The organism is Xanthomonas sp. LF07-6 (assembly GCF_034105445.1).
Lineage (GTDB): Bacteria > Pseudomonadota > Gammaproteobacteria > Xanthomonadales > Xanthomonadaceae > Xanthomonas_A > Xanthomonas_A sontii.
Map to the genome: position 1 here is coordinate 348,998 of NZ_JAXGGI010000003.1, position 23,280 is coordinate 372,277.

Annotated in this window: 12 protein-coding genes and 1 tRNA gene; 9 read left to right on the plus strand and 4 right to left on the minus strand. The window is 65.3% G+C overall.

All coding sequences use genetic code 11. From position 1 onward, the window contains the following. Window positions 1-62: 62 nt before the first annotated feature. From SLW56_RS08915 to SLW56_RS08935, 5 genes are read left to right on the plus strand one after another with little or no spacing between them, the layout of a single operon-like run. Complete coding sequence (locus tag SLW56_RS08915) at window positions 63-1,406, plus strand: SWIM zinc finger family protein (RefSeq protein WP_320694709.1); 1,344 nt, start codon at window positions 63-65, stop codon at window positions 1,404-1,406. Beyond that, a complete protein-coding gene (locus SLW56_RS08920) occupies window positions 1,403-2,929 on the plus strand; it encodes a DUF5691 domain-containing protein (protein WP_267123208.1) in 1,527 nt (508 codons plus the stop codon). The genes SLW56_RS08915 and SLW56_RS08920 overlap by 4 nt, the downstream gene beginning before the upstream one ends. Window positions 2,930-2,955: 26 nt before the next feature. Continuing rightward, window positions 2,956-4,038, plus strand: a complete 1,083-nt coding sequence (locus tag SLW56_RS08925) for an AAA family ATPase (RefSeq protein ID WP_017910372.1) — start codon at window positions 2,956-2,958, stop codon at window positions 4,036-4,038. A gap of 14 nt (window positions 4,039-4,052) precedes the next feature. Further along, entirely contained in the window at window positions 4,053-6,368 is a 2,316-nt protein-coding gene (locus SLW56_RS08930) for a DUF5682 family protein (protein WP_320694710.1), read from the plus strand. After that, entirely contained in the window at window positions 6,365-7,546 is a 1,182-nt protein-coding gene (locus SLW56_RS08935) for a VWA domain-containing protein (protein ID WP_267122487.1), read from the plus strand. Before SLW56_RS08930 ends, SLW56_RS08935 begins: the two co-directional genes overlap by 4 nt. Before the next feature lie 777 nt (window positions 7,547-8,323). On the opposite strand, the gene SLW56_RS08940 is transcribed toward SLW56_RS08935, so the two are convergent. Further along, window positions 8,324-8,416 (minus strand) — tRNA-Ile (locus SLW56_RS08940). An 89-nt stretch (window positions 8,417-8,505) separates the two neighbouring features. Continuing rightward, entirely contained in the window at window positions 8,506-9,405 is a 900-nt protein-coding gene (locus SLW56_RS08945) for a DNA-binding protein (protein ID WP_320694711.1), read from the minus strand. A gap of 104 nt (window positions 9,406-9,509) precedes the next feature. Here SLW56_RS08945 and SLW56_RS08950 point away from each other — a divergent pair, with 104 nt between their 5' ends. Further along, the gene (locus SLW56_RS08950) at window positions 9,510-10,589 is read left to right on the plus strand and encodes a site-specific integrase (protein WP_320694712.1); all 1,080 of its coding nucleotides are present in this window, start codon (window positions 9,510-9,512) and stop codon (window positions 10,587-10,589) included. Between the two features lie 92 nt (window positions 10,590-10,681). Next, window positions 10,682-17,254 carry an NACHT domain-containing protein gene (locus SLW56_RS08955; RefSeq protein WP_320694713.1) on the plus strand — a complete coding sequence of 2,191 codons (6,573 nt, stop codon included), beginning with the start codon at window positions 10,682-10,684 and terminating at the stop codon, window positions 17,252-17,254. A gap of 639 nt (window positions 17,255-17,893) precedes the next feature. On the opposite strand, the gene SLW56_RS08960 is transcribed toward SLW56_RS08955, so the two are convergent. Together SLW56_RS08960 and SLW56_RS08965 are read right to left on the minus strand one after the other, a co-directional pair. Then, window positions 17,894-19,177, minus strand: a complete 1,284-nt coding sequence (locus tag SLW56_RS08960; protein WP_320694714.1) for a hypothetical protein — start codon at window positions 19,175-19,177, stop codon at window positions 17,894-17,896. Window positions 19,178-20,176: 999 nt separating this feature from the next. Continuing rightward, on the minus strand, window positions 20,177-21,394 hold the full coding sequence (locus SLW56_RS08965; protein ID WP_267099817.1) for an FAD-dependent monooxygenase: 1,218 nt from the start codon (window positions 21,392-21,394) through the stop codon (window positions 20,177-20,179). Window positions 21,395-21,528: 134 nt separating this feature from the next. On the opposite strand from SLW56_RS08965, the gene SLW56_RS08970 reads away from it, so the two are divergent. Together SLW56_RS08970 and SLW56_RS08975 are read left to right on the plus strand one after the other, a co-directional pair. Then, window positions 21,529-22,461 (plus strand): LysR family transcriptional regulator, encoded by a 933-nt coding sequence (locus SLW56_RS08970; protein ID WP_320694715.1) that lies wholly within the window; start codon window positions 21,529-21,531, stop codon window positions 22,459-22,461. Window positions 22,462-22,505: 44 nt separating this feature from the next. Continuing rightward, a protein-coding gene (locus SLW56_RS08975; protein ID WP_267085265.1) for an IS5 family transposase occupies window positions 22,506-23,278 on the plus strand; the annotation gives its coding sequence in 2 pieces (ribosomal slippage) (window positions 22,506-22,848 and window positions 22,848-23,278; 774 coding nt in all). Window positions 23,279-23,280: the final 2 nt, after the last annotated feature.

A 23,280-nucleotide genomic window follows, 5' to 3' on the forward strand; every position in this document is an offset into this window, starting at 1 on the left:
TCCGGCGCCGACCATGTCGCTGATTGCCACACAACCTCGGCTATCATCGACCAGACGCTGAGATGAGTAAGGATATGGAAGTGCGACTCACGCGCGAGCAGGTCCTCGCGCTTGCGCCGGATCCGGCATCGGCCAAGGCGGCCGCCGGCCTGGCCACGGACGGGAAGTGGGGCCTGCTCGGCGCCGACGCCGAGGTGCTGTGGGGAGAATGCCAGGGCAGTGGCGCCAAGCCCTACCAGACCCAGGTGGACCTGGTTGCACTGGTCAGCCGTTGCTCGTGCCCCAGCCGCAAGTTTCCGTGCAAGCACGGGCTGGCCATGCTGCTGCTGTATGCCGACGGCAACCCGCGCTGCGTGGCGGGCACCCGCCCGGCCTGGGTCGAGGAATGGATGCAGGGACGTCGCGAACGCGCGGCGCGCAAGGAGGAGGGCGCCGCCAGCAAGCCGCCGCCCGATCCGCAGGTCCAGGCCGCGGCGGCGGCCAGGCGCGAACAGGCGCGTTGGGCGCGCATGCAGGCCGGCGCGGCCGAACTGCAACGCTGGATCGCCGACCAGTTCCGCCAGGGCCTGGCCAATCTGGGCGCGGAGTTCGACCAGGACGCGCGGCGCATGATGGCGCGCATGGTCGATGCGCAGGCTTCCGGACTGGCCGCGCAGTTGGAGCGTGCCGTGGGCGAGGGCGGCCGCGATCTCGCGCAGCTCGCCGACCTCGGCGAACGCCTCGGCCTGTTGCAACTGTTGGCCCAGGCGGTGCCGCGCGCAGGGGCTTTCAGCGCCGCGCGCCAGGCGGACCTGCGTGCCGCACTGGGCTGGCCGCTGGAGCGCGACACGGTGTTGCGCGAAGGCGAGGCGGTGCACGATCGTTGGCATGTGCAGGGCCAGCACCTGATCGAGCAGCCGGGCAATCTGCTGGAACGCCGGGTGTGGCTGCAGGGCCTGGACAGCGGCCGCCCCGCGCTGCTGCAGGAGTACAGCCACGGCGGGCGCGGATGGGAGCAGCAGTGGCGCAACGGTCATGTACATGCCGGCTGCCTGCATTTCCATCCGGGTACGGTGCCGTTGCGCGCCGTGCCGGGCGAACTCGATGCCGGCGTGGAGGCTGGCGCCGCGCTGCCGCGCACCGACACCCTGGACGCCGCCGCCCGTGCGCATGCGCTCAACCCATGGCTGCCGCAGGTGCCGATGCGCCTGCAGGAGGCGCAGATCGCGCACGACGGCCGCAGCGTTCGGGCGCAGCACAGCGAAGGCAGCCTGCCGCTGCAGCTGCCCGCGATGCAGGCTTGGGCGCTGCTCGCGTTCGCCGGCGGTCATCCTGTCTGCCTGATGGGCGAGTGGGACGGCGACACGCTGTGGCCGCTCAGCGCGTGGAACGCGCAGGGCGAGCGCTGGGAAAGGAGCGCGGCATGAACGAGGCCTGGTTGAAACCGGCGCTGCTGGGCATCGATCGCGCGCAACGGATTGCCCTCGATGGCGCACTCGGCGAGGTGCTCGCCGCCATCGCCACGCAGGACGACGCCGCACTGGGCTACAGCCTGCAGGTGGGCGCGTTGGCCTCCTGCCGGCGTGCGGCGCTGCGTCTCGGCGCGCCACTGCCACTACCGCCGCCCGCGCCGCACGATCCGCAAGCGTTGCCCGCAGACCATGCCTGGGTGCCGCTGTTGCGGGCGCTGTTCGCCAGCGCGCAGCCCGCAGCGTGGCTGAAACGCCTTCGCCACGAAGCCTGCCTGCAACTGGCCGCACGCGGCCAGCATCTGCCGGTCGTGGTACTGCCGCAGGCATTGGACGCAGGCGCGCGCCTGAGCGCGCTGCGGGGCGCATTGCGCCCGGTGCTGGGCGCGCGCGGCCGCTGGCTCGCAGGGCGCAATGCGGAGTGGACCTACGCCGCCGATGCGGTAGCGGCGGCGCAGACGCCTGCCGATCTGGCGCGGATCTGGGAGGAGGGCACGTTCGATGCGCGCCTGCTGGCCTTGCGGCAGTTGCGCGCGTCAGACCCCGACGGCGCGCGCCAGCGCCTGCAGGACGCGCAGAAGGAACTGTCCGCACGTGAACGCGCCGCCTGCGTCGATGCGTTACAGCCGCAGTTGTGCGAGGCCGATGCGCCGTTCCTGCAGCAACTGCTGAAGGACCGCAGCCGCGAGGTCCGCCAGTTGGCCGGGCCGATGCTGGCGCGGTTGTCGTCCACCGCACATGCGCAGTACCTGCAGGCGCAGATGTCGGCGGTGTTGCAACAGCAGCGCACCGGCCTGTTGCGCCGAGTGAGCTGGACCCTGGAGGCGCCGAGGGCGGCCGATGCCGGGTGGAACGAGGCGGCCATCGACAGCAAGCGGCCCGACAGCGACGCGCTCGGTGAGCGCGCCTGGTGGCTCTATCAACTGGCGCGGCAGTTGCCGCTCGCCTGGTGGTGCCGCACGCTGGAGAAGACCCCGCAAGAGGTGCTGGCCTGGTCCCGCACCACGGAGTGGGACGCCGCCCTGCTGCGTGCCTGGCTGGAGCAGGTGGACGCCAGCGAGCCGGCCTGGGTGGAAGCCCTGCTCGACGTGGAGCAACGGCAGCGCAGCCCGAGCGAGCTGCTGGCCCTGCTGCCGCCGGAGCGGCGCGAGGGCTACTGGCCGCCGAGTACCGCGCAACTGCAGCGGCAGGCGCTGCTCGGCGAGGTGCTGGCCGGCACCGCCCACGGCCAGCACTTGAGCGCCGCCTATTCGCAGTCGCTGGCGACAGACCTGGGCTCGCTGTTCGGCGCTCCGATGCTGCGCCACGACTATCTGCTGCGCGACGCGCTGCTGGAACTGCTCGCCGTCCTGCATCCGTCGGCATTGCCGCGGGTGCAGGTGGCCGATCCGCCCGCGGACGCCAGCGCCGCCTTGCTCGATTGCGTGCAGCAGGCCCGCCAGCTCCTGGTCCTGCGCCAGAGCCTGCACGCCGCATCCTGATCCTTACGCCTTTCACTGGAGACCTCATGAGCACCGCCGTCCTGCGCCAGCACGCCGAACACCAATACGCCGAGGAACTTGAGGAACTGCGCCGCCAGGACAACCGCCAGCGGCCCGCCAACTGGCAGCTGTCGCCCTGGGCGGTGGTGACCTACCTGCTCGGCGGCACGCTGGAGAACGGCTTCGTGGTCAGCCCCAAGTACATCGGCGACCGCCGCCTGATGGAAGTGGCCGTGGCGACCATCGCCACCGATCGCGCCCTGCTGCTGTTCGGTGTACCGGGCACCGCCAAGTCCTGGGTGTCCGAACACATGACCGCGGCGATCAGCGGCGATTCCACGCTGCTGGTGCAGGGCACCGCCGGCACCAGCGAAGAGCAGATCCGCTACGGCTGGAACTATGCGCAGCTGCTGGCCAACGGGCCCAGCGAGAAGGCGCTGGTGCCGAGTCCGCTGATGCAGGCCATGCGCCTGGGCAAGATCGCCCGCATCGAGGAGCTCACCCGCATTCCCGCCGACGTGCAGGACGCACTGATCACCGTGCTGTCGGAAAAGACCCTGCCGATCCCGGAGCTGGGCAGCGAAGTGCAGGCGGTGCGCGGCTTCAGCGTGATCGCCACCGCCAACAACCGCGACAAGGGCGTCAACGAACTGTCCAGCGCGCTGAAGCGCCGCTTCAACACCGTGATCCTGCCGGTGCCGTCCAGCGAGGAGGACGAAGTGGCGATCGTGCGCAAGCGAGTGGCCGAAATGGGCGCGGCGCTGGACCTGCCGGCCGAGCCGCCGGCGCTGCAGGAAGTGGCGCGCGTGGTGCGCATCTTCCGCGAGTTGCGCAACGGCGTCACCGAAGACGGCAAGGCCAAGCTGAAGAGCCCGACCGCCACGCTCTCCACCGCCGAGGCCATTTCCGTGATCAACAACGGCATGGCCCTGGCCGGCCATTTCGGCGACGGCGTGCTGCGTCCGGGCGACATGGCCGCCGGCATGATCGGCGCCATCGTCAAGGATCCGGTGCAGGACGCGCTGGTGTGGAAGGAATACCTGGAAACCGTGGTGAAGGAGCGCGAGGACTGGAAGGACCTGTACCGCGCGTTCCGCGAGCAGGCCTGAGCGAGCCGGCCTCGATGAGCGAAGCCATCTCCCTGTTCGGCATTCGCCACCACGGCCCCGGCTGCGCGCGCAGCCTGGTCGCCGCGTTGACGGCGTTGCAGCCGGACTGCGTGCTGATCGAAGGGCCGGCAGGTAACGAGGCATTGCTGCCGCACGTGCTAGAGGAGGGCATGCAGCCGCCGGTGGCCCTGCTGTCCTATTGCGTCGACGACCCGCAGTTAGCCGTGTTCCATCCGTATGCGGCGTACTCCCCGGAATGGCAGGCCATGCACTGGGCGCTGCGCAACGGCGTGGCGGTACGCTTCATGGACGTGCCGCCGGCCTTGACCCTGGAATGGCAGGCGCAGGCGCGCGCCGAGCGCGTGGCTGCGCCTGCAGACCAAACGTCGGAGCCGGCGGACACGCCGCCACCGGTGCAGGACGCCGCCGACGCACCCGAGGACGAGCGCGCCGAGGTGCGCCCGTCCGATCCGCTGGACTGGCTGGCGCGCGCCGCCGGCCATGCCGACGGCGAAGCCTGGTGGAACCACATGGTGGAAGAGCGGGGCGACGGGCAGGGGCTGTTTGATGCCATCGCCGAGGCCATGGCCGCCGTACGCGAACACACGCCGGAGCCTCCCGGCCTGCGCGGCGAACACGAGGCCGTGCGCGAAGCCCACATGCGCAGCGCGCTGCGCAGTACCAGCAAGGCGTTCACGCGTGTCGCGGTGGTTTGTGGCGCCTGGCATGTGCCTGCGTTGCAGCCGGCGGCGTTGCGCGCCAACAGCGCCACCGCGGACAGCCGCCTGCTCAAGGCCATGCCCAAGCGCAAGACGCAGAGCACCTGGGTGCCATGGACCTATCGCCACCTGAGCATGGACAGCGGCTACGGCGCCGGCGTGGAAGCGCCGGGCTGGTACGACCACCTGTGGCGCAGCAGCGGCGTCCACGACCAACGCGCCGTCGGCTGGTATGCGCGGGTGGGGCGCCTGTTGCGCGACCACGGACTCGACTGCTCGTCGGCGCACCTGATCGAGGCCACACGCCTGGCCGACACCCTGGCTGCCTTGCGTGGTCATCCGGCCCCAGGCCTGGAGGACATTGCCGAAGCCAGCCGCGCGGTCATCTGCAACGGCGACGATGCGCCCATGCGGCTCATCCGCGAGCGCCTGATGATCGGCGATGCCCTGGGACAGGTGCCCGACAGCGTGCCGGCGGTGCCGCTGCAGCGCGACCTGGAGGCGCAGCAGAAGCGCCTGCGCCTGAAACCCGAAGCGCTGGAAAAGACCCTGGATCTGGACCTGCGCAAGGACACCGATCTGGCGCGCAGCCATCTGCTGCATCGGCTGCGCCTGATCGGCATCGAATGGGGCCGGCTGGCGCGCACCGGGCAGTCCGCACGCGGCACCTTCCACGAAATCTGGCAACTGGCCTGGCAGCCGCAGTTCCTGGTGGACTTGGTGCAAGCCAGCCGCCACGGGCAGACCCTGGCCGATGCCGCGTCCAGTATGGCCATCGCGCAGGCACGCAAGGCCGAGGCGTTGCCGGCGCTGTCCGCGTTGGTGGACCAGGTGCTGCTGGCCGACCTGCCGCAGGCGGTCAGCGCGATCGCCGCCGAACTCGAGGCCCGTGCCGCCACCGATGCCGACCCGCTGGCGCTGCTGAGTGCGCTGCCGCCGCTGGCCAACGTGTACCGCTACGGCAATGTCCGCCAGACCGAGGGCAACCAGGTCGCACACCTGTTCGACAGCATGCTGGCGCGCGCGGTCATCGGCCTGACCCTGGCGCTGTCCAGCCTCGACGAGGCCCGCGCCGAGCAGGCGCGCAGCATCGTCCTGGACGCCGATCGCGCCATCGGCCTGCGCGACGATGCGGACGGCAGCGCCAACTGGCAACAAGCTTTGCAACGCGTGGCGCTGTCGCCGGCATGCAACGCGTTGCTGCAGGGCGTCGCCCTGCGGCTGCTGTTCGACACCCAGGCGGTGCAGGGCACCATCGTGCACCTGCAACTGCAGCAGCACTTGTCGCCGGGCGCCGAACCGCTGCAGGCCGCGCAGTGGCTGGACGGCTTCCTCAACCGCAACGCCACCGTGCTGCTGCACGACGATGCCGTGTGGCAGATGATCGATGCCTGGGTCGTGGCGCTGGACGAGGCGCAACTGGTGCGCGTGCTGCCGCTGGTGCGGCGCACCTTCGCCGCCTTCCAGCCCGCCGACCGCCGCGACCTGGGAACGCGCGTGCGCCAGGCGCCGGTGGAGAAAACCGAGGCCGCTGTCGTCCCCGATTGGAACCTGGCCCGCGCCGAGCGCGCGGTGCCGACGCTGCGTGAACTGCTGGGATTGCCCGCATGACCGACACGCCATCCACACCCGACACGCCCACCTCGCGCGCGCAGCGCTGGCGCCTGATCCTGGGGCAGGAGGCCGAATCCAGTTGCGGCGCCTTGCCCAAGCCGCTGCAGGGCATCGACCAGGCGCTGGCCGCGCTGTACGAGCCCGACGGCCCAGGCGGCCTGGGGCGCCGCGGCGGGCGAGGCGCCTCCTCGCCCAATGTGGCCCGCTGGCTGGGCGACATCCGCCGCTACTTCCCCTCGTCGGTGGTACAGGTGATGCAGCGCGACGCCCTGCAGCGTCTGGATCTGACCCAGATGCTGCTCGAAAAGGAAATGCTCGAGCAGGTGCAGCCCGACGTGCACCTGGTCGCCAACCTGATCGGCCTGAGCCAGGTGATTCCGGCGCAAACCAAGGACACCGCGCGCATGGTCGTGCGCCAGGTGGTGGAGAGCCTGCTGCGCCAGCTCGAGGAACCGATGCGCTCGGCGGTGACCGGCGCCCTGGACCGCGCTCGCCGCAACCGCCGCCCGCGGCTGGCCGAGATCGACTGGCACCGCACCATCCGCAGCAACCTGCGGCACTGGCAACCCGACCTGCGCACCGTGGTGCCGCAGGACCTGGTCGGTTACGGCCGCAAGGCCAGGAAGCCGCAACGCGAAGTGCTGCTGTGCATCGACCAGAGCGGCTCCATGGCCGCCTCGGTGGTGTATTCCAGCATCTTCGGCGCGGTGATGGCCTCGCTGCCGGCGGTGTCCACGCGCCTGGTCGTGTTCGACACCGAAGTGGTCGACATGAGCGAGCAGCTGGACGATCCGGTGGACCTGCTGTTCGGCGTGCAACTGGGCGGTGGCACCGACATCCACCGCGCGGTGAGCTATTGCCAGGGCATCATCCGCGAACCGCACAACGCCATCCTGGTGCTGATCTCCGACCTGTACGAAGGCGGCGTCGAGGAGCGGCTGCTGGCGCGCGCCCGCGAACTGGTCGAATCCGGCGTGCAGTTCATCGTGCTGCTGGCCCTCAGCGACGAAGGCACACCGTCCTACGACCGCGCCCTTGCCGCCAAGCTGGCGGCACTGGGCGTGCCGTCGTTCGCCTGCACCCCGGACGCATTCCCAGGCCTGATGGCCGCGGCGATCCGCCGTGACGACATCCAGCAATGGGCGGGGGCGCAGGGATTGGTGACGGTGCGGTGAGGTTGGTGGGTCTGACGGTGCCTGCGGGCTCCTTCTACTCCAGGAATTTTACATAAGATACATTATGCGAAATTGGCCGTGTCCCCGGACGGGGGCGCGGCCGGCCATCCCCGTTGCAGATGATTGCCGCGCAGGAAATGCCCCCGTTGATTGCCGCGCAGGAAATGCCCCCGTTCCCGCAGGCATACACCCCATTTGCCGCGAACATACGCCGCACATTTCTCGGAGCCAGGACAAGTCGCCACAGCTTTGATGGAACGACGGAAAAAACGCCCCGGAGTTGACCAGAACAACCGCCAGTACTGAAATCTGGACCTTAAGTTCCAGCAGCGCTGTTCCATAGGATGACAAGTTCCTGCAGCTCTGGACCTGGGTGTCGGGCCGCACGCATAGACTTGGGTATCGGGTAGATCGAAGCCCGCGAGCACGTAGTGGAGAAGCTGGAGATCGTTGGCGTAGTCCGCAAAGATCATTGGAGCACTTGCGGAGTTGAGAAAACCGCGTACGCGCTTGGTCATTGCTTGATTCGTCAGGACCGACTTGTCCCGATCCAGCAGTGGATACACGACGCTTCGAACGAAGTCAGTCGGACGCGCCGGCAAGATCTCTCGCTCGGCGTAGAGGTAGTCAATGCCGTTCTCCGCCACCAGGGCGATGCTGACGAGCTCAGAGCCTAGAGTGTCGGCCCACTCAGTATCTAGAAAAAAGCGCATCAATTAAATGCCCGGGTAGAAGCAAGGCACGGTTCAACGTGTCATCCGCGACGACGCGAACAGGTGGTGCCCCTGGCCGGGCTCGAACCGGCACTTGCCGCTTATCTGGCGCTGACGGGATATAAATCCGCTGCTCTACCAATTGAGCTACAGGGGCGTGATCGTTGCGATCACGCCGGTATTCGAAAGCCGGGCTCGTAGCGGTGGTAGGCACTCATTGGCTTGAGCATACCATGCGCTTGTTGTCTAACGTGCGGCGCGGCGCGGCTTGCGTGCCGCCGGTGCGGCCGACTTCTGGCGTGACGTTTGCCTCGCTGAGACGGTACGTTGTAACTCTGCTGCCAGGGTGTCGGCTCGAGTTCGCTCGACGGCAGCTTCTCGTAGCGCCTCAGCCAACGCCTGACGGGTACTGTCTTCTTGCTGGCGAGCGTGCTGTTCAAACGTTTGACGCTCCCGTTGTGCGCTCGTAAGTTGCTTTAGAAGTGCCTGAGCTTCCTGCCGTGCCCGATCGATCTCTGCGTGCGCCCTATCTTCAATTGCACGCACGTGGTCGGCCTGACGATTGCGCTCGATGGTGATCACTGCCTCACGCTCGCTGTAGCGGCCCTGCAGCGCACCAAGCTCTTGTTCCATCTGGGTGCAGCGGTCACGCAAGTCCTCGCGTTGCGTGGTCAGGTCGGCAATTTGAGTAAGCTGTTGATCGCACAAGCGCTGGAGATCGGCCAGCCGCTGTTCGGCGACAACCAGCGACTGCCGAGCTTGGTTGGCAGCAACGGAATGCTGATGAATCTGCGCTTGCCAAGCGGCCTCCCGATTGCCCAAGTCATCTTGTAGTGCGACGAGGTCGGCACGCTGTTGAGCCAGGTTGGCGTCAGCGTGGCGCTGTGCGGCTGCCAGCGCATGCTCCCACCACTGTGAGGCCAAGGTCGCCAGCTCCGCAGGGGCATTGGGTAGCTCAAGTTTGACCTGCTGCGCGGTCAGCCGCTCACCCAATCTTCCCCACCAGGTTTCCAGCCAGCGAACCACGGTGTTTGGCGAGCCAGTGCCAAGATGAGCACGGATTCGTTCCACGGTCGGACGTTCGCCAAGCGCGACAAGCGTGTCGGCGGCGGCGTGGACGTCTGATTCTGTGATGCCTCTGGCCATTGAAGTGCCTCCCGGATTGGCGCCCTGCCCCGCAGTTGACGTACTCGCGATAAGTGATGATTATCGCTAATAGACACCCTGTTTCATAGCGTAAATTACATACTATGAATCGAAATTCCACATTTTCGACCCTGCCGGCGACGGCCACGCATCTGGTTTTGCCAGAGCAACTGGCCCAGCAAGCCGCCGAAGCGGTGCGCGAGCTGCTGGCCGAAGCGGCTGCGGCCAACACCACCCGCAGCTATACCACCGCCCTGCGCTACTGGGCCGGCTGGCACCGGGGACGCTATGGGATCGAGCTGGCGCTTCCGGTCAGCGAGGCTGTGGTGATCCAGTTTCTGGTCGACCATATTCAACGTCGAAGCAAAGCCGAACTGGTGAGCGAGCTGCCGCCAGCGCTGGATCAGATGCTGGTGGCCGCCGGGCTCAAGGCCAAGGTCGGGCCGCTGAAGCTGTCGACCGTGGTCCAGCGGGTGGCGGTGCTCTCAACCGCCCACAAGCTCAAGCGGCTGACCAACCCCTGCGAGCTGCCCAGCGTCCGCACCCTGCTCAGCCGGGCTCGGCGTGCTGCGGTCAAACGGGGTGAGCGGCCAACCAAGAAGACCGCGATCACTCGGGCCGAGCTCGAGGCCATGCTAGCGACCTGCGATGACAGCCTGGAGGGCCTGCGTGACCGTGCCCTACTCTGCTTTGGCTTTGCCAGTGGCGGGCGCCGGCGCAGCGAAATCGCGGCCGCGGATATGCGTGACCTGCGCAAGGTCGGCGATGACGGCTACATCTATCGGCTTGAGTACTCGAAGACCCAGCAGGCCGGGGTGACCGTGGATTCGACCCCTGACAAGCCGATCTTGGGGCGTAGTGCCGATGCGCTGGCCGCCTGGCTGAAGGTCGCGCAGATCGACGAGGGGGCGATCTTCAGGCGGGTCTGGAGAGGGCGAGTGGGCCCTGCCCTCCTCCCTGGCTCAGTGGCGTCGATCGTTAAGCGTCGGGCCAAGTTGGCGGGATTGGAGGGGGACTTTGGGGCGCACAGTCTCAGGTCAGGGTTCGTTACCGAAGCCGGCAAGCAAGGGGTGCCGCTGCCAGCGGTAATGGCGATGACCGAGCATCGTTCCGTGGCGAGCGTGATTGGGTATTTTCAAGCAGGTGCAGCAGAAGACAATCCAGCAGGCCGTCTTCTCAAGTAGGGCTATCGCGCAGCAATCCCGATTACTTCTCAACGTCGATCCCGAATAGTGCCGCTCGGGTATCCTTAGATCAGGTCTTGGCGGAAGCGGTAATGGCGAAGGATAAAAAGAAGTCCACTGCAACGCTCAAGACCGCAACCCCGCGGAAGGCCACGCCGAAGCCCAAGGCGTCGCCCAAGCCCAAGAGGAAGGCCAGCCGCCGAACGCGCCCGGCGGTAGACACCGTCCGCGCCTCCCGCGATGGCCACGAATTCCACGAAGCCTGGGTCGCTCGAAAGTGCCTGGGCTTGCTCCTGCCCGGTGCCGAGTTGGTTGGCATTGCAGTGGAAGGTTTCGCCAACGAGGACCAGCGCGGCGTCTCGAATGAAGGCAATGAGATCGCCGACGCGGTCATGTACTTCGGAGGCCGGGCCACCCTGCAGCACGCCAAGCGCGTGGTGGTGGTCCAAGTGAAATACTCCAAGGCGGCCGAGCACAAGCCGTTTAGGGCGGCGGATGCGAGGAAGACGATCGACAAGTTCGCGCGCACGTATCGCGCCTGCAAGACGTCGCTTGGGACCGACAAGGCGCGGGCAAAGTTGCGGTTCGAGCTGGTCACCAACCGGCCCATTAAGGCCGCGCTACTCGAGGCCATCGAAGGTCTGGCGGCGCAAAGGCCACTCAAGGGCGATGCGAAAACGCAGGCGAAGCAGGTGGTGGATGCCTGCAAGCTGAAGGGCAAGGACCTCGCCGAGTTCGCCGCGCGGCTGGACATGATCGGCCTGACCGGCGACCTGCGCGAGAACAAGCAGCAGCTCGCACTTACCCTGGTGGACTGGTCAGACGCGCGAGACCACATGGCCCGCCGCCGTCTCGCGGATATCCGGGACATGGCACGCGACAAGGCCGGTTTGATCAAGCAGCACCGCAACGTCATCGTGCGCACGGACGTGCTGGCTGCGTTGGGCCTTTCCGACGACAAGGACCTGCTCCCGGCGCCGGCGAGCTTTCCGCCGATCGGAAAAGTGGTTGATCGCGTGCAGTTGGACGACACCGTCCACCGCATCCCGCGGCTCACCCGGCCGCTGGTCGTGCATGCCGAAGGCGGGTTCGGAAAGACGGTCTTCATGAACTCGCTGGCCGCCGGCCTGGGCCACGAGCACGAGACGATCCTGTTCGACTGCTTCGGCATGGGCCAATATCGTGCCTACGAGGATAGCAGGCACCTGCCGAGCCGCGGTCTAGTGCATATCGCCAATGAGCTCGCCTGTCGAGGCTTGTGCGATCCCATGCTGCCCTCGACCAGCAACAGCGAAGACATCCTTCGCGCCTTCCGCGTGCGCCTGGAACAAGCCGTCGCGACCTTGCGCCGTGGCTCGGCGGACCGGCAACTGATCCTGCTGCTCGACGCGATCGATAACGCCAGCGAGATCGCTCGCGATCGCAATCAGGATTCGTTCCCGCGCCTGCTGCTGCAGAGCTTGGAGCACGGCGCAGCGATCGCCGGTCTGCAGGTGGTCGTCAGTGCCCGAACGCACCGGCGGCTCGCCGCAACCGGCGAGATCTCCGCCGAGGAGCTCGAACTGGTACCGTTCGTCGAGCGAGAGACACGTGCGCTCCTGTGCACCCGCGTGAGCAAGCTGACCGAGACGATGGTCCAGGTGGGCCAGGCTCGGTCCAAGGGCAATGCTCGTGTGCTGGAACACTTGGCCGCAGAACCTAGCCTGCTGGCGCCGAGCGAGATCCACAAGCCGATCGCGCTGGACGATCTGATCCAGCACCGCATTGACCATGCTTTGGTGGAGGCACGCAAGCTGGGCAACACCGATCGCAGCATCCGCGCTTTCCTGGCGGGTCTAGCCACCTTGCCGCCGCCCGTGCCGCTCAAGGAGTTCGCGCAAGTCAACGGCATGGCCGAAGGCGCAGTCGTTAGCTTCGCGGCAGACCTGTCGCCGCTGCTGGAGCAGACCAAGCATGGCCTGATGTTCCGCGACGAGCCCACCGAAAACCTCGTCCGGCGCAAATACGCCGGCGACGCGGCGCCGCTGCGTGAACTGGCGACGAACCTGTTCGCCATGCAGGGCGATTCCGTCTATGCCGCCACGACGCTTCCCGACCTGCTGCTGCAGCTCGAGGATGGCGAGAAGCTCTTCCAGCTAGCCTTCGACGAGCGGCTGCCTGCGAGCATCACCGGCACCATGGGCCAGCAGACAATTCGCCATGCGCGACTTCGCGCCGCCGTGGCGCACGCCGTTCGTGTCAATGACCTCGACCACCTTGTACCGTTGCTGGTCGAATTGTCGACCCTGGCCGCGATGGACCAACGAGGAACGACGTATCTGCTGGACTACCCCGATCTCGTGGTCGCCTCGGCCGATCCGGATTCGCTTCGGCGCATCTTCGAGGCACGAACCCCGTGGCCCGGCTCGCGCCACGCCCGCCTGGCGATTGCTCATGGGCTGATGGGCGAGACCGCCGAGGCAATCTGGCACGCCCGGTGGGTCGCTGAGTGGCTGCAGCACTATTTCGACCAGAAGAGCGACGCGCATGACCGCGCGCACCCAACGGTGCTGGACTTGGCGGCGCTCCCGTTCTGCTACCTGCTCAAGGGCGACGGCAAGGCGGCGGCTCGAGACCTATCGGGTTGGGTCAGCGCCGAGTACGGGTACGACACCGCCAAGGCGATGTTCCAGCTGGCGCGCCGGCCCGAGGCCGCGCCTTTGCTTCCACCCGAGGTAATCCGGGCCTGTGTCGATGCGCTGGCGTCGATCGGGCCGATCGCCGCGGCAATTCGTTACACCGACGGCAGCCCGGAGCAGCAACGCGCCCAGCTCGAGTCGCTTGCGGCGGCATGCATGGCGGACGGCCGGGTGAAGCTTCGGGATCACTACCGGCCCGACGAACGCCCGTTGGTACAGGGCATGGTGGAGGCTGCGGCGAAGGCGGTGCGGTTGGAGATGCCTGCCCAGGCAACCGCGATCCTTGCGGCGCTGCCCTTGGTGCCGCCGAGCATTCACGTGTTCATGGACTCGTCGTACTGGATCGGTGAGGTCGCCACGTACATTGCGCGGCAGGTCATCGCCTGCTGCGCGTCCGGCACCCCGATTGGTCCCCGCCACCTGCTACCGCGCGAACTGGCCGAGCACGCTGCGACCTTGGCTCCGAATCTGTCGGACGCGGAGTTCCTAACCGCGCTCAAGGAGGCACTGGAAGCGGACCACCAGGCGAAAGTTCAGGCCGCCCGGGATGCGAAGGAAGATGCGCGCCACGAGTACAGCCACCACGCATCGGCCCTGCAATTCATCAACGAGCGAATGCCGCGCTGGCTCGATATCGCGCGCGACTTCGCACAGGCTGTTGTCGGTTCCGGTTCCGCGGCACCTAGCTTGGCGCCGCTGACGGCCCGCTGGATTACGCTGCGTAGTACCGACGACTACCACTCGGGTGGCCGCTCGGCGCAACGGCAGCACAACACGGTCGGCGAGTGCTTGCTGGCGTTGGCTCTTGCGGCGAACGACGCATTTTCTGCGGGCGAAGTCGCGGCATACATCGAAGCGGCCAGCGAACCGGATACTACGCCCGTGTCGAGCCTGATCGGGCTCGTCGCCTTGCTGGCGTCCCGGCCGGTGTTCCATGCCATGGCCGGCACGCTCGCTATTAAGGCGAGCGCGGCCACCGAGAAAGACCACGATGTCACCGATCGCGCCGCACACTTCGCGCGACTCGGGCAGGCGATCGCGTTGGCCAGCCCCGTCGAAGCGGTCGCGTACTTCCGCAAGGGGCTAGAGCAGATGGATGCGATAGGCTCGGGCGACTACCGCTTCGTCGAGGGGCTGATGCACTTCGCCGGCGCGCTGACCGGCGATGGTCTCGGCCAGCGCGAGAGCCACACCTTGTCCAACATCTGCGAGCTCAACTTCGGCGAGGAGCAGAGGTTCGGCTGGGGCTCCTACGGCGCCGCGATGAGCCGGGTATCCGGTGTGGCCGGGCTCGCGAGGCTGGCGCGGTGGCAGGACCGCGGGCGAATCTCGTTGGACTACACGCTGTTGCCGTACGTGCGGGCCTTACTGGAGGACGACAAGCTCGACGCCGAGCTCGCCCTGACGCTCTTGCGGCTGTCGAATCCAGCCGAGCTCTACGTGTGCGGGACCACGCAGTTGGTCGCCACCCTCGAATCCAAGCCGTCCGCACGCGTGCCGCCCGTGGCCACCGAGCTCGTCGCGCAATACCTGCAGAACAACCCCGGTTCACTGGGCTCGGAAACGCCCCGCGCACTTGCCCGCTTCGCCGGCGCGGTGCTGGGCCAGGACGCATGGCAGCGGCAGTACCTGGACGCGGCGGCGGATCGGATCGACGTCAAGCGTGACGACCACAACACGCGCGCCAACTGGCGCGCGCCCGGAGCCGACGCCGCGCCTCGAACCTGGGAAGACGAGCAGTCCAAGGCCAAGGCGCACTTCCTGCAGCTCGCCGCGGACACCAATCCGCTCGAAGAGGTTGCGGTGGGGCGCGTCCTTGATGCGGCTCGCACGTACCATCGGAACATGCGCTTCTCGGGCGATGTCCTCGATGCGCTGCGAGCGAAGGTGGCGTTCAAGCAATGGCCTGACTATCTCGCGCTGATCGCGCGGCTCGACATGTTGGACCTGTACGAGAAAGAACGGGAGCTGCGCACCTGCAAGGAGCAATGGGCCGGCTCCTCGCTCGCCGTAGCCGACGCGCTCAAGGCATGCGCACCAGTCATCGCACGGGTGAATGCGCGCGAATACATTTCCTTCGACTACCTGTCGGACTCGCATATCTGCGCCCTCGAGGATATCTGTGGTCTGGCGCGCCGCGACGTTCTGATGCTCCTCATCCACGAGTTCACCCGTCCCAAGATGCCGGTGCCGGCCTCGGTGTGGCTCAACTTCGCTACGGAGTTCAACGGGAAGACGTCGCGCGGCGTGGGCGAGGCGGCGCTGACACGCCTGCTGCAGAGCGGGCCGGCAAAGCTCGCGTCCAACACGGAGGACGGGGCTTGGCAGGACGCGATGACCTTCACCGGGGATGCGGTCGAGGCCATCGCGGCAATCACTTGGTTCCAGCTCGGTTCGCCCGTCACCCGGCAGCGGTGGTTCGCCGCCCATAGCCTGCGCACGGCGGTCCTCCTCGGACGTGCCGAGGTGTTGGATGGGGTCGTTGCGAAGTATCGTCGCCGCGACGCGGTCCCCTTCCAGGCACCGGAGTTGCCGTTCTTCTACCAGCACGCCCAGCTCTGGTTGCTGATCACGATGGCGCGCATCGCGCTGGAGGCGCCCGTGGTCGTCGCTCGGCATGCCGATTTTCTCGAAGCGATCGCGTTGGACGCCGTAGACCGCCACGTGCTTCGGCGGCATTTCGCGGCGCAGGCCCTGCTGGCCTGTGTGAATGCAGGTGAGGTGCGCCTGTCGAAGGCACGGGTCCAGAAGCTACAGCGCGTCAATCGATCGAGCTTCGCGGCCCAGAAGGAGAAGGACTACTACGGGAGCGACTTCTCCCCCATGCGCCCCAAGGGCATGGCCGAGCCCCAGCCGGAACTGCATCTAGACTACGACTTCAGCAAGGACGACGTTGCGCAGCTGGCGAGCCTGTTCCGACGGCCGCATTGGGAAACGGTGGATGCCCTCGTCGCCAAGATGCGTGAACACGACGCCGATATCGAGTTCATGAGCGATCGCAAAGGGCGGTCGCGACCGGGGCGTGACCACTACACACGCGGCATCGACGCCGAGTACCAAGCTCACGGCGAGCAGCTGGCCTGGCACGCCTTGTTCTCGGTGGCCGGCGATCTGCTCGCCGCACACCCGGTGGTCTGGTGCGGCTACGAGCAGGAAGATCCGTGGGAGGACTGGCTCGCGCGCGAGGTCGTGACGCATCCGGCGGGCTTGTGGCTTGCGGACGGCGTGGACCGCCAACCCCTGGACACCTGGGTCTCCTTGATGGCCATGGGCGACACCACGATGGACCTCACCGCGGATCCGGCCGCACTGAAGTCGTTGCTCGGGATCGGGGATTCGGTGGGAGACTGGCTCACCGTAGATGGCAGTTGGCACTCCAACGAGAACGTCGAGATCCGGGTGATGTCGGCCCTGGCGCCGCGGGACCAGAGCGCCGCATTGGCCGAGGAGGTGGCCGCTCAGGGGCCCTTCCAAGCCTATGTGCCGCAGCTGCAGATGTACGAAGACGACGGCGTGGCCTTGAAGCGCGATGCGCCCTACATGCCGTGGATCGTGCACAAGGAAGCCTATGCGCATCTGGACGAGACCGACTCCCTGGGTGCCGACGGCGCGGTGCAGCGCCCGCGCTTGAGCCAGCACGTCACTGCGTTCGCCAAGCTGCGATCTGGCGATCCGTTTGACCGGACCTGGGAAAACGCTGCCGGCGACACCGTGGTGCGGGCCGACGCGTGGATCGAATCCGGCCGACATGAGGAAGGTGCGAGCGAAGGCTCACGCCTGTGGTGCCGCACTGACGTCGTACGTGCGTACCTGGAGGCCCGCGACGCCGACCTGATGTGGTTGGTGCGCCTGCGCCGCCACGACGGAGGCTACGGTAGCCAGCGCAGCCGCTACTGGCATACCACCGCTGTCATCCGGATGAGTGCCTCGCTCGAGGTGAGTTACACCCCGGGCCGGTCGAACGAAATGGAAGAATCGAAGTTCTAGCGTGCTTCCGGTGCGGTAGCGCGCGTCAGCGGACGTGGACGGTCGTGTTCGTGCCAAGGCTGCCAGACGCTGCCCCCCACGGGGGGAGCACGAGCAAAGTCGCCGCCGAGTCGGCGGCGAGAGGATCGTCGGGAATCTGGATGGTCTGGCCCAACTATCGATCAAACGGACCGACGCACCACTGCCGAGGGCCACGTGGTGTTGGCCTGCTATGCGTATGACTGGCTACGCCGGCATTGCGGGAATTGCCAACGTCAGCTATCGGCTTGGGCAGAAGTTCTGGTCGAGTCGGAAGTGCCCTTCCCTGCCCCCGATAAATCCGTCTAATCTTGTGTAGTTAAAATTTACATTGCCCGCAGAAAGATGCCTCGGGGATTGAAAGTCCGCGTTTAGATGCTTCGAATTCGCCCTGGGTCACCATAAATTTCAAGGGCTTGCGGAAATGCAGGCCCTTTCTGTTTGCGCAGCACGCAATCTGGTTGCTGTTGGGTTGCCATTTGCAAAAAGCTTAGTCGAGGGTAGGGAAAGGGATGCGAAGCTCGGCTCCCGCCATCGGCGTCTTTCAACAGCAATCCAAGATAGTCGTCAAACTCAATTTAATTCCCCTCTCAGCACCTGACTGCCTATGCAAGTGAAGGCCTAGCTTACGACAAGAAGGTTCTTGACCTGCGCAGCATCAGGTGGCGGAACACTAAAAACAGAGAACAAGGACTGCACCATATCAATCGAGAAGGACTCAACCGCCTCACTAGTCCAAGAGCCACGGGACTCCTCGAAATTCCAATTTGTCTTTCGCCCCATCTTCTTTTCGCCGGTAGATAAATGAAAGTAAGGCACTTCCTGTGAGACGAAACCTACCTCGACCTTCCTAGCCCCCGGCCAGCCCAGAGCATCCTGGATCTCAAGCGCCGCCTTCAGGATTCGATAGAACTCTCTCAGCATCGTCGGCACGGGAATCATCAGCCTCTCTTGATTGTCGCGGTAAAAGCCCCCGCCGTTGAAGCTCCAGATCTCTCCACTTTCCTCGAAGTACATGGTGGCGTTCCGTACTTCACGCGGCTCCTTACCGTTCCACCAGTACTGAATGTAACCATCCTCTGCCCCGCCAAAAGAGCCACTTGAACATCCAGTGCTTTCGGGCGCGATCGTATTCCTGCCTTTGAGCTGCTCAAAGGCAGAGAGGCTTGGGCCACGCGTTGAGTGTGGCGCTGGAATTACCCGAATGTACGCTCGTGGCCCATCGGCAAAATAAATACTTACCGGGCGTCCAAACTCCTCATGCCGCACTAAACCGGATTCAAGCCGCCAAACTGAAGGGTCGAGGGTATTCGATTCAACACCTTCGATACTAGTCGCCAATTCCCGCCTAAGAGATTCGGCGCTTTCCAACTGTAGCTTTAACTCTTCTTCGATTACTTCTTGCAAGAGAGGTACGAGTTTCATGAGTTCCGCTTTGCGTTCCCCACTAGTCGCTGTTGGAGCGAGATCGTACTGAACTACCCGCCTGCCTCGAATATCGAACGGAAGATCATCGACCACGCAGCCAGACGCCTTATTGAGCACACCAAGGATGAACTCCTCGCCAGGAGCATGCATGGCCCATCCAAGCTCGATCAAGACGTTTGGGTTCGGAATCAATTTCCCCTTGGCCGTCTTTCCAATGGGCGTGAGATCAGCAACGAAGAGAGAGCATCGCGCGATTTTCTTGAGAATAGTCGACTTGATGTCCACCATCCCCCTAGCGCCCTTAGTATCGTGATCCAAACTTGGTCGGTCCGCGGGCTCAAGCTCCATACTGTCGCCAACCTTCTTAAGCGCTTCTTGGAGGGCATCTCGAACGAAGTAACGGCAGTTCTTTTCATCGTAGTCGCTTTGCCACGACCAGAACACAGTTGGTCCAGTTCCTGAATCCTTCGCCGCCATAAGCATCCCTTTGCATATCAAGGTGACAAGATTTTAGTGTAGCTCGACTCCATGTACTCATAGCCCGAGTGTACGTAGATCGCGGCTACCTGAGGCGGGCTGCTCGCAAGTTGGGCCATCTGGACGGCTCGACAGCCGCGCGCAGCACAGGCGGGCTCTATAGCCTCCAGAAGCGCCTTCCATACCCCCCTACTCTGCGCTTGCGGATCTCTCTACCATACGACCTCGTAGGCCGAGGCGGCGTCTCCGTTGAACATGAGAGCGCCACAAACAGGCCAACCATTCCCACCAGCCGCCCTGCATCCTCGGCCACCAGCATCTCGCTGAGCCGTCAGCCCTGGTGACGAAGGCCGCGCAATTGAAGAGCGCTCGGACGCTGCAGTCCTCGACAAGGTCGGAACGCTGCATGTCTCTTCTCCGGTCATCAGTCACCCCGGCAATCAATGAGCCCATCTATGCGATTGCCCCTGAGACCAGTACTCCCAATCCAGCGGCCGCACGGCGTAGGCGTCACTCAAGCGGGTTCGGGAGCCGTCATCCCACCCACGATAAACCTCCCTAATCGCTTCCCGGTTACGCTTGCTTCCATAAGAAAACCTTTCACGATATCGGCGTAACCCGAGCCAGGAAGTCGCGTTGGCTAGGACCGGCTCTACTTCTCTTCACTTAAGGGAGGGCGTACATATGGGAGATCCTGTCTGCGAGAGGCGCCAAACTGCTGATAGTGAGCTCGGGCTTGTGTGAGGTTGAGGTTGCCATTCGGACCGCCTAGTACCTCATCAGCATCATCGTCATCTTGGCCATCATCCTCCCAGAAGCAAACTGCGCAGATCTCGAATGCCCCTCGCTCGGAAAGCGTCTTGTAACCACAGCAGGGGCAGCGCAGTGGCAGGTCTTTGATCAGCATGACGTAGCAACCCAATAAAATGGATCCCCGGATCCGGTAGAAATACTCCCTGCAGCGGAGGTGCTACGCGACGCTCGCATCAGGATTGTCTGTCATAGGCGATACAGACTACCAGCGCCGTTCGCCGGCGTGCCGTCAATGCAGTCCGCCATCGGCAACCCCTGCGACCATCCAGCCGCCATGGCCTGGGCATCACGCAATGGATCGGACGCCTTGGCGCGATCGTTGCGAATACGACAGGTTTCGGGGTCTTGGGCGAACAGGCCGCGCGCGAACATTCTGCCCTGCTCTGCCAGCTTGGTGGTCTTTGGCCCGCGGATTGCGGCGAAGCGCGGCAATGCTTGATCCAGCGCGCCGTCTGCCTCTTCGAGGCACCGCGCCAGATGCCAGGCGTCTTCCAACGCCTGACAGGCGCCCTGACCCGAGGTTGGTAGCGGCGCGTGCGCCGCATCGCCGACGAGCAGTACGTTTGCTCGGCTCCACGTGTGCAGCGGCTCGACGTCGTGCACGGCGATCAGTTGGATGGATTGCGCCGGCGTGGCTTCGATGAGGCGGGCGACAGGCTCGGGCCATCCTGCAAACAGATCCATCACCTCCTTGCGCATCTCCGCTGCGGGCGTCGCCTCGGGCAATGGCCGCGCCTGCGCGGCGGCCCAGTACACCAGATCCGTCCGGATCGGCACGCAACCGAAACGATCGCCAGACCCCCAGTAATCGTGAATCGCCATGTCGCTCAGCAACGGGCCGTTGCCCTGTGCAACGCCTATCCAGTTCACGAACCCCTGGTAGATGGGCGTGTTGTCCCCGGCGACGAACTTGCGCGCCACCGAGCCCATGCGGCCATCCGCCCCAATGAGCAGATCCGGAGAGATGCTCTTGCCGTTCTCGAAGCGCGCCACGGCCTTGTCGCCGGCATCCAGATCAATCGCGACCGCCCGATGCCCGAACTCCACCTGGATGCCAGCGCGTGCCACGTGGTCCAGCAGCACCGCCTGCAGATCGCGACGCAGGATCGTATGGGTCGGGTAGCCCATGAGTTGGTCCAGCAGCGTGATGTCCAGGCCTCCCAGTGCGTTACCCGCTGCGTCTTTGCGGTGTACCGACACTGGCCGACCGCCCACTGCCCCGACATCCTCCAACAACCCGAGTTCCTGCAGCACAAAGCCCGCGTTGGGCCATAGCGTCACGCCAGCGCCCATGGTGGCCGGCCCGTTCCGACGTTCATAGACGCGGAGGGTGTGCCCCTGCTTGTGCAACGCGAGGGCCACGCTCAAGCCTGCAATGCCGCCCCCCAGTATTCCGATCTCCATGCCGATACATCCCGATTCGATTGGTCCAGGCGCGCCATTGAAGGGCAGCCATTGGACGGGAGTGCATCTTGGACCTCGCCAATTCCGCTAACTAGCATGCAAAAATGGCAGGATCTCATACCCCATTTGGGATAATGGTGCGCACCAACCTCGATCTGAATGCAGTCCGCGTCTATGTGGCCGTCGTCGACGCGCAGAGCTTTTCCGGGGCTGGGCGCCTGCTGGCCTTGCCGTCGTCCAACGTCAGCCGTCATGTCGCGGCACTGGAGCGCAGGCTGGGCGTGCGCTTGCTGGAACGCAGCACGCGCCATCTGCGCATGACGGAAGCCGGGAGGCTGGTTTATGCGCGAGCCAAGCCGCTCCTCGACGCTTTGCTCTCCACGGAGGAGGAACTCGGCGCAGTACAAGGCGAATTGAAGGGGCCTCTCAGGATGTGCATGCCCAACGAAGCGCCCAGGTTGCTCGCGCCGATCCTCGCCGAATTCTGCAGCCTCCATCCGGGCATCGAGTTGGAATGCGACACGCGCCTCACCGGCCTGGAAGTGTTGCGCGAGGACATGGATCTCTCCATCGTCTTCCACCGAGGACGTCAGGACGACAGCGCGTTCATCACCCGCGAACTGGCGACCTTGCCCAGCATCGTGGTCGCGTCTCCCACGCTACTGGCCCAGACCGGAATGCCGCGCCATGTACGCGAACTCAAGTCCCTGCCGTGCATCACCACCGTGAGCGCACTGAAGGGTCAGCCCTGGCAGTTTCTCGATCCTGGGGGCGAGATCGTGAAGGTGCCTGTGCGCAGCCGCTACCGCGTCAACAGCGGCGAACTTGCGGTGGCGGGCGCGCGTCAGGGCCTTGGCTTCGCAATCGTTGCTGCCTACCCGTGCCAAGAAGATCTTGCCGCAGGCAGGTTGCAGGAAGTGCAGCTGGATCTACGCCCTGCCCCGCTGCAATTGCTTGGCGCCTACAGTCACCGTCATTCGGTCACTTCGCGGGTTCGGGCGTTGCTGGAGTTCATCCAAGTGCGATTGCAGGGGGGCGGAGGGCAAGTGAACGTAAAACCCACTTAACAACGTGGCCTAGGCTGTATCGACATTCAGCGGTATTTTTTGGGATGTCGAAGACCAGCCCGTCGCGGCCCAGCCGCTATGAATTGACCCAGAGCCAATGGGAGCGGATCGAAGACTTGCTTCCAGGCAAAGCCAGTGACCCGGGCCGCACAGCAGCGGACAACCGGACTTTCGTCAATGGCGTGCTGTGGGTGTTGCGCTCCGGCGCACGCTGGAGTGATCTGCCGGCGCGCTACGGGGCCTACAAAAGCGTGCACAAACGCTTTACCCGTTGGGCCGCCAAGGGCGTCTGGGAGCGGATTTTCCAGAGCCTGACTCGGGTTCGAGACAACGAGTACCTAATGATCGATAGCAGCATCGTCCGGGCGCATGCACAGGCGGCGACCGGAAAAGGGGGGCTTCGGACTCGGCTCTGGGGCGCTCCCGAGGAGGCCTGAGCACAAAGATCCACTTGGCCGTGGATAGCCAGGGCCGGCCGGTGCGGGTCGTGCTGACAGGTGGGCAGCGTAACGACATCACGCAGGCGCGCGCCTTGTTGGCCGGGTTCAAGCCGAAATATGTGCTGGCCGACAAGGGCTATGACAGTCGTGAACTGGTGGCGTTGATCAGGTCACGAGGCGCCAAGGCGGTGATCCCTCCACGCAGTTGCCAGCGGCCGCGCCGCTACGACAAAGCACGCTACCGGTTACGCAATCGCATCGAACGTTGCTTCGCCAAGCTCAAGCAGTTCCGCCGTATCGTCACGCGCTTCGATCGCAAGCCAACGCATTTCTTGGCTTTCCTGTATCTGGCCTCTATCCCAATGTGGCTGAAATGAAT

What these genes read in the sequence shown, in the direction of transcription:
- SLW56_RS08915 (WP_320694709.1), top strand. Translation starts at nt 63, where the DNA reads ATGAGTAAGGATATGGAAGTGCGACTCACGCGCGAGCAGGTCCTCGCG.
- SLW56_RS08920 (WP_267123208.1), top strand. Translation starts at nt 1,403, where the DNA reads ATGAACGAGGCCTGGTTGAAACCGGCGCTGCTGGGCATCGATCGCGCG.
- SLW56_RS08925 (WP_017910372.1), top strand. Translation starts at nt 2,956, where the DNA reads ATGAGCACCGCCGTCCTGCGCCAGCACGCCGAACACCAATACGCCGAG.
- SLW56_RS08930 (WP_320694710.1), top strand. Translation starts at nt 4,053, where the DNA reads ATGAGCGAAGCCATCTCCCTGTTCGGCATTCGCCACCACGGCCCCGGC.
- SLW56_RS08935 (WP_267122487.1), top strand. Translation starts at nt 6,365, where the DNA reads ATGACCGACACGCCATCCACACCCGACACGCCCACCTCGCGCGCGCAG.
- SLW56_RS08945 (WP_320694711.1), bottom strand. Translation starts at nt 9,405, where the DNA reads ATGGCCAGAGGCATCACAGAATCAGACGTCCACGCCGCCGCCGACACG.
- SLW56_RS08950 (WP_320694712.1), top strand. Translation starts at nt 9,510, where the DNA reads ATGAATCGAAATTCCACATTTTCGACCCTGCCGGCGACGGCCACGCAT.
- SLW56_RS08955 (WP_320694713.1), top strand. Translation starts at nt 10,682, where the DNA reads ATGGCGAAGGATAAAAAGAAGTCCACTGCAACGCTCAAGACCGCAACC.
- SLW56_RS08960 (WP_320694714.1), bottom strand. Translation starts at nt 19,177, where the DNA reads ATGGCGGCGAAGGATTCAGGAACTGGACCAACTGTGTTCTGGTCGTGG.
- SLW56_RS08965 (WP_267099817.1), bottom strand. Translation starts at nt 21,394, where the DNA reads ATGGAGATCGGAATACTGGGGGGCGGCATTGCAGGCTTGAGCGTGGCC.
- SLW56_RS08970 (WP_320694715.1), top strand. Translation starts at nt 21,529, where the DNA reads ATGGTGCGCACCAACCTCGATCTGAATGCAGTCCGCGTCTATGTGGCC.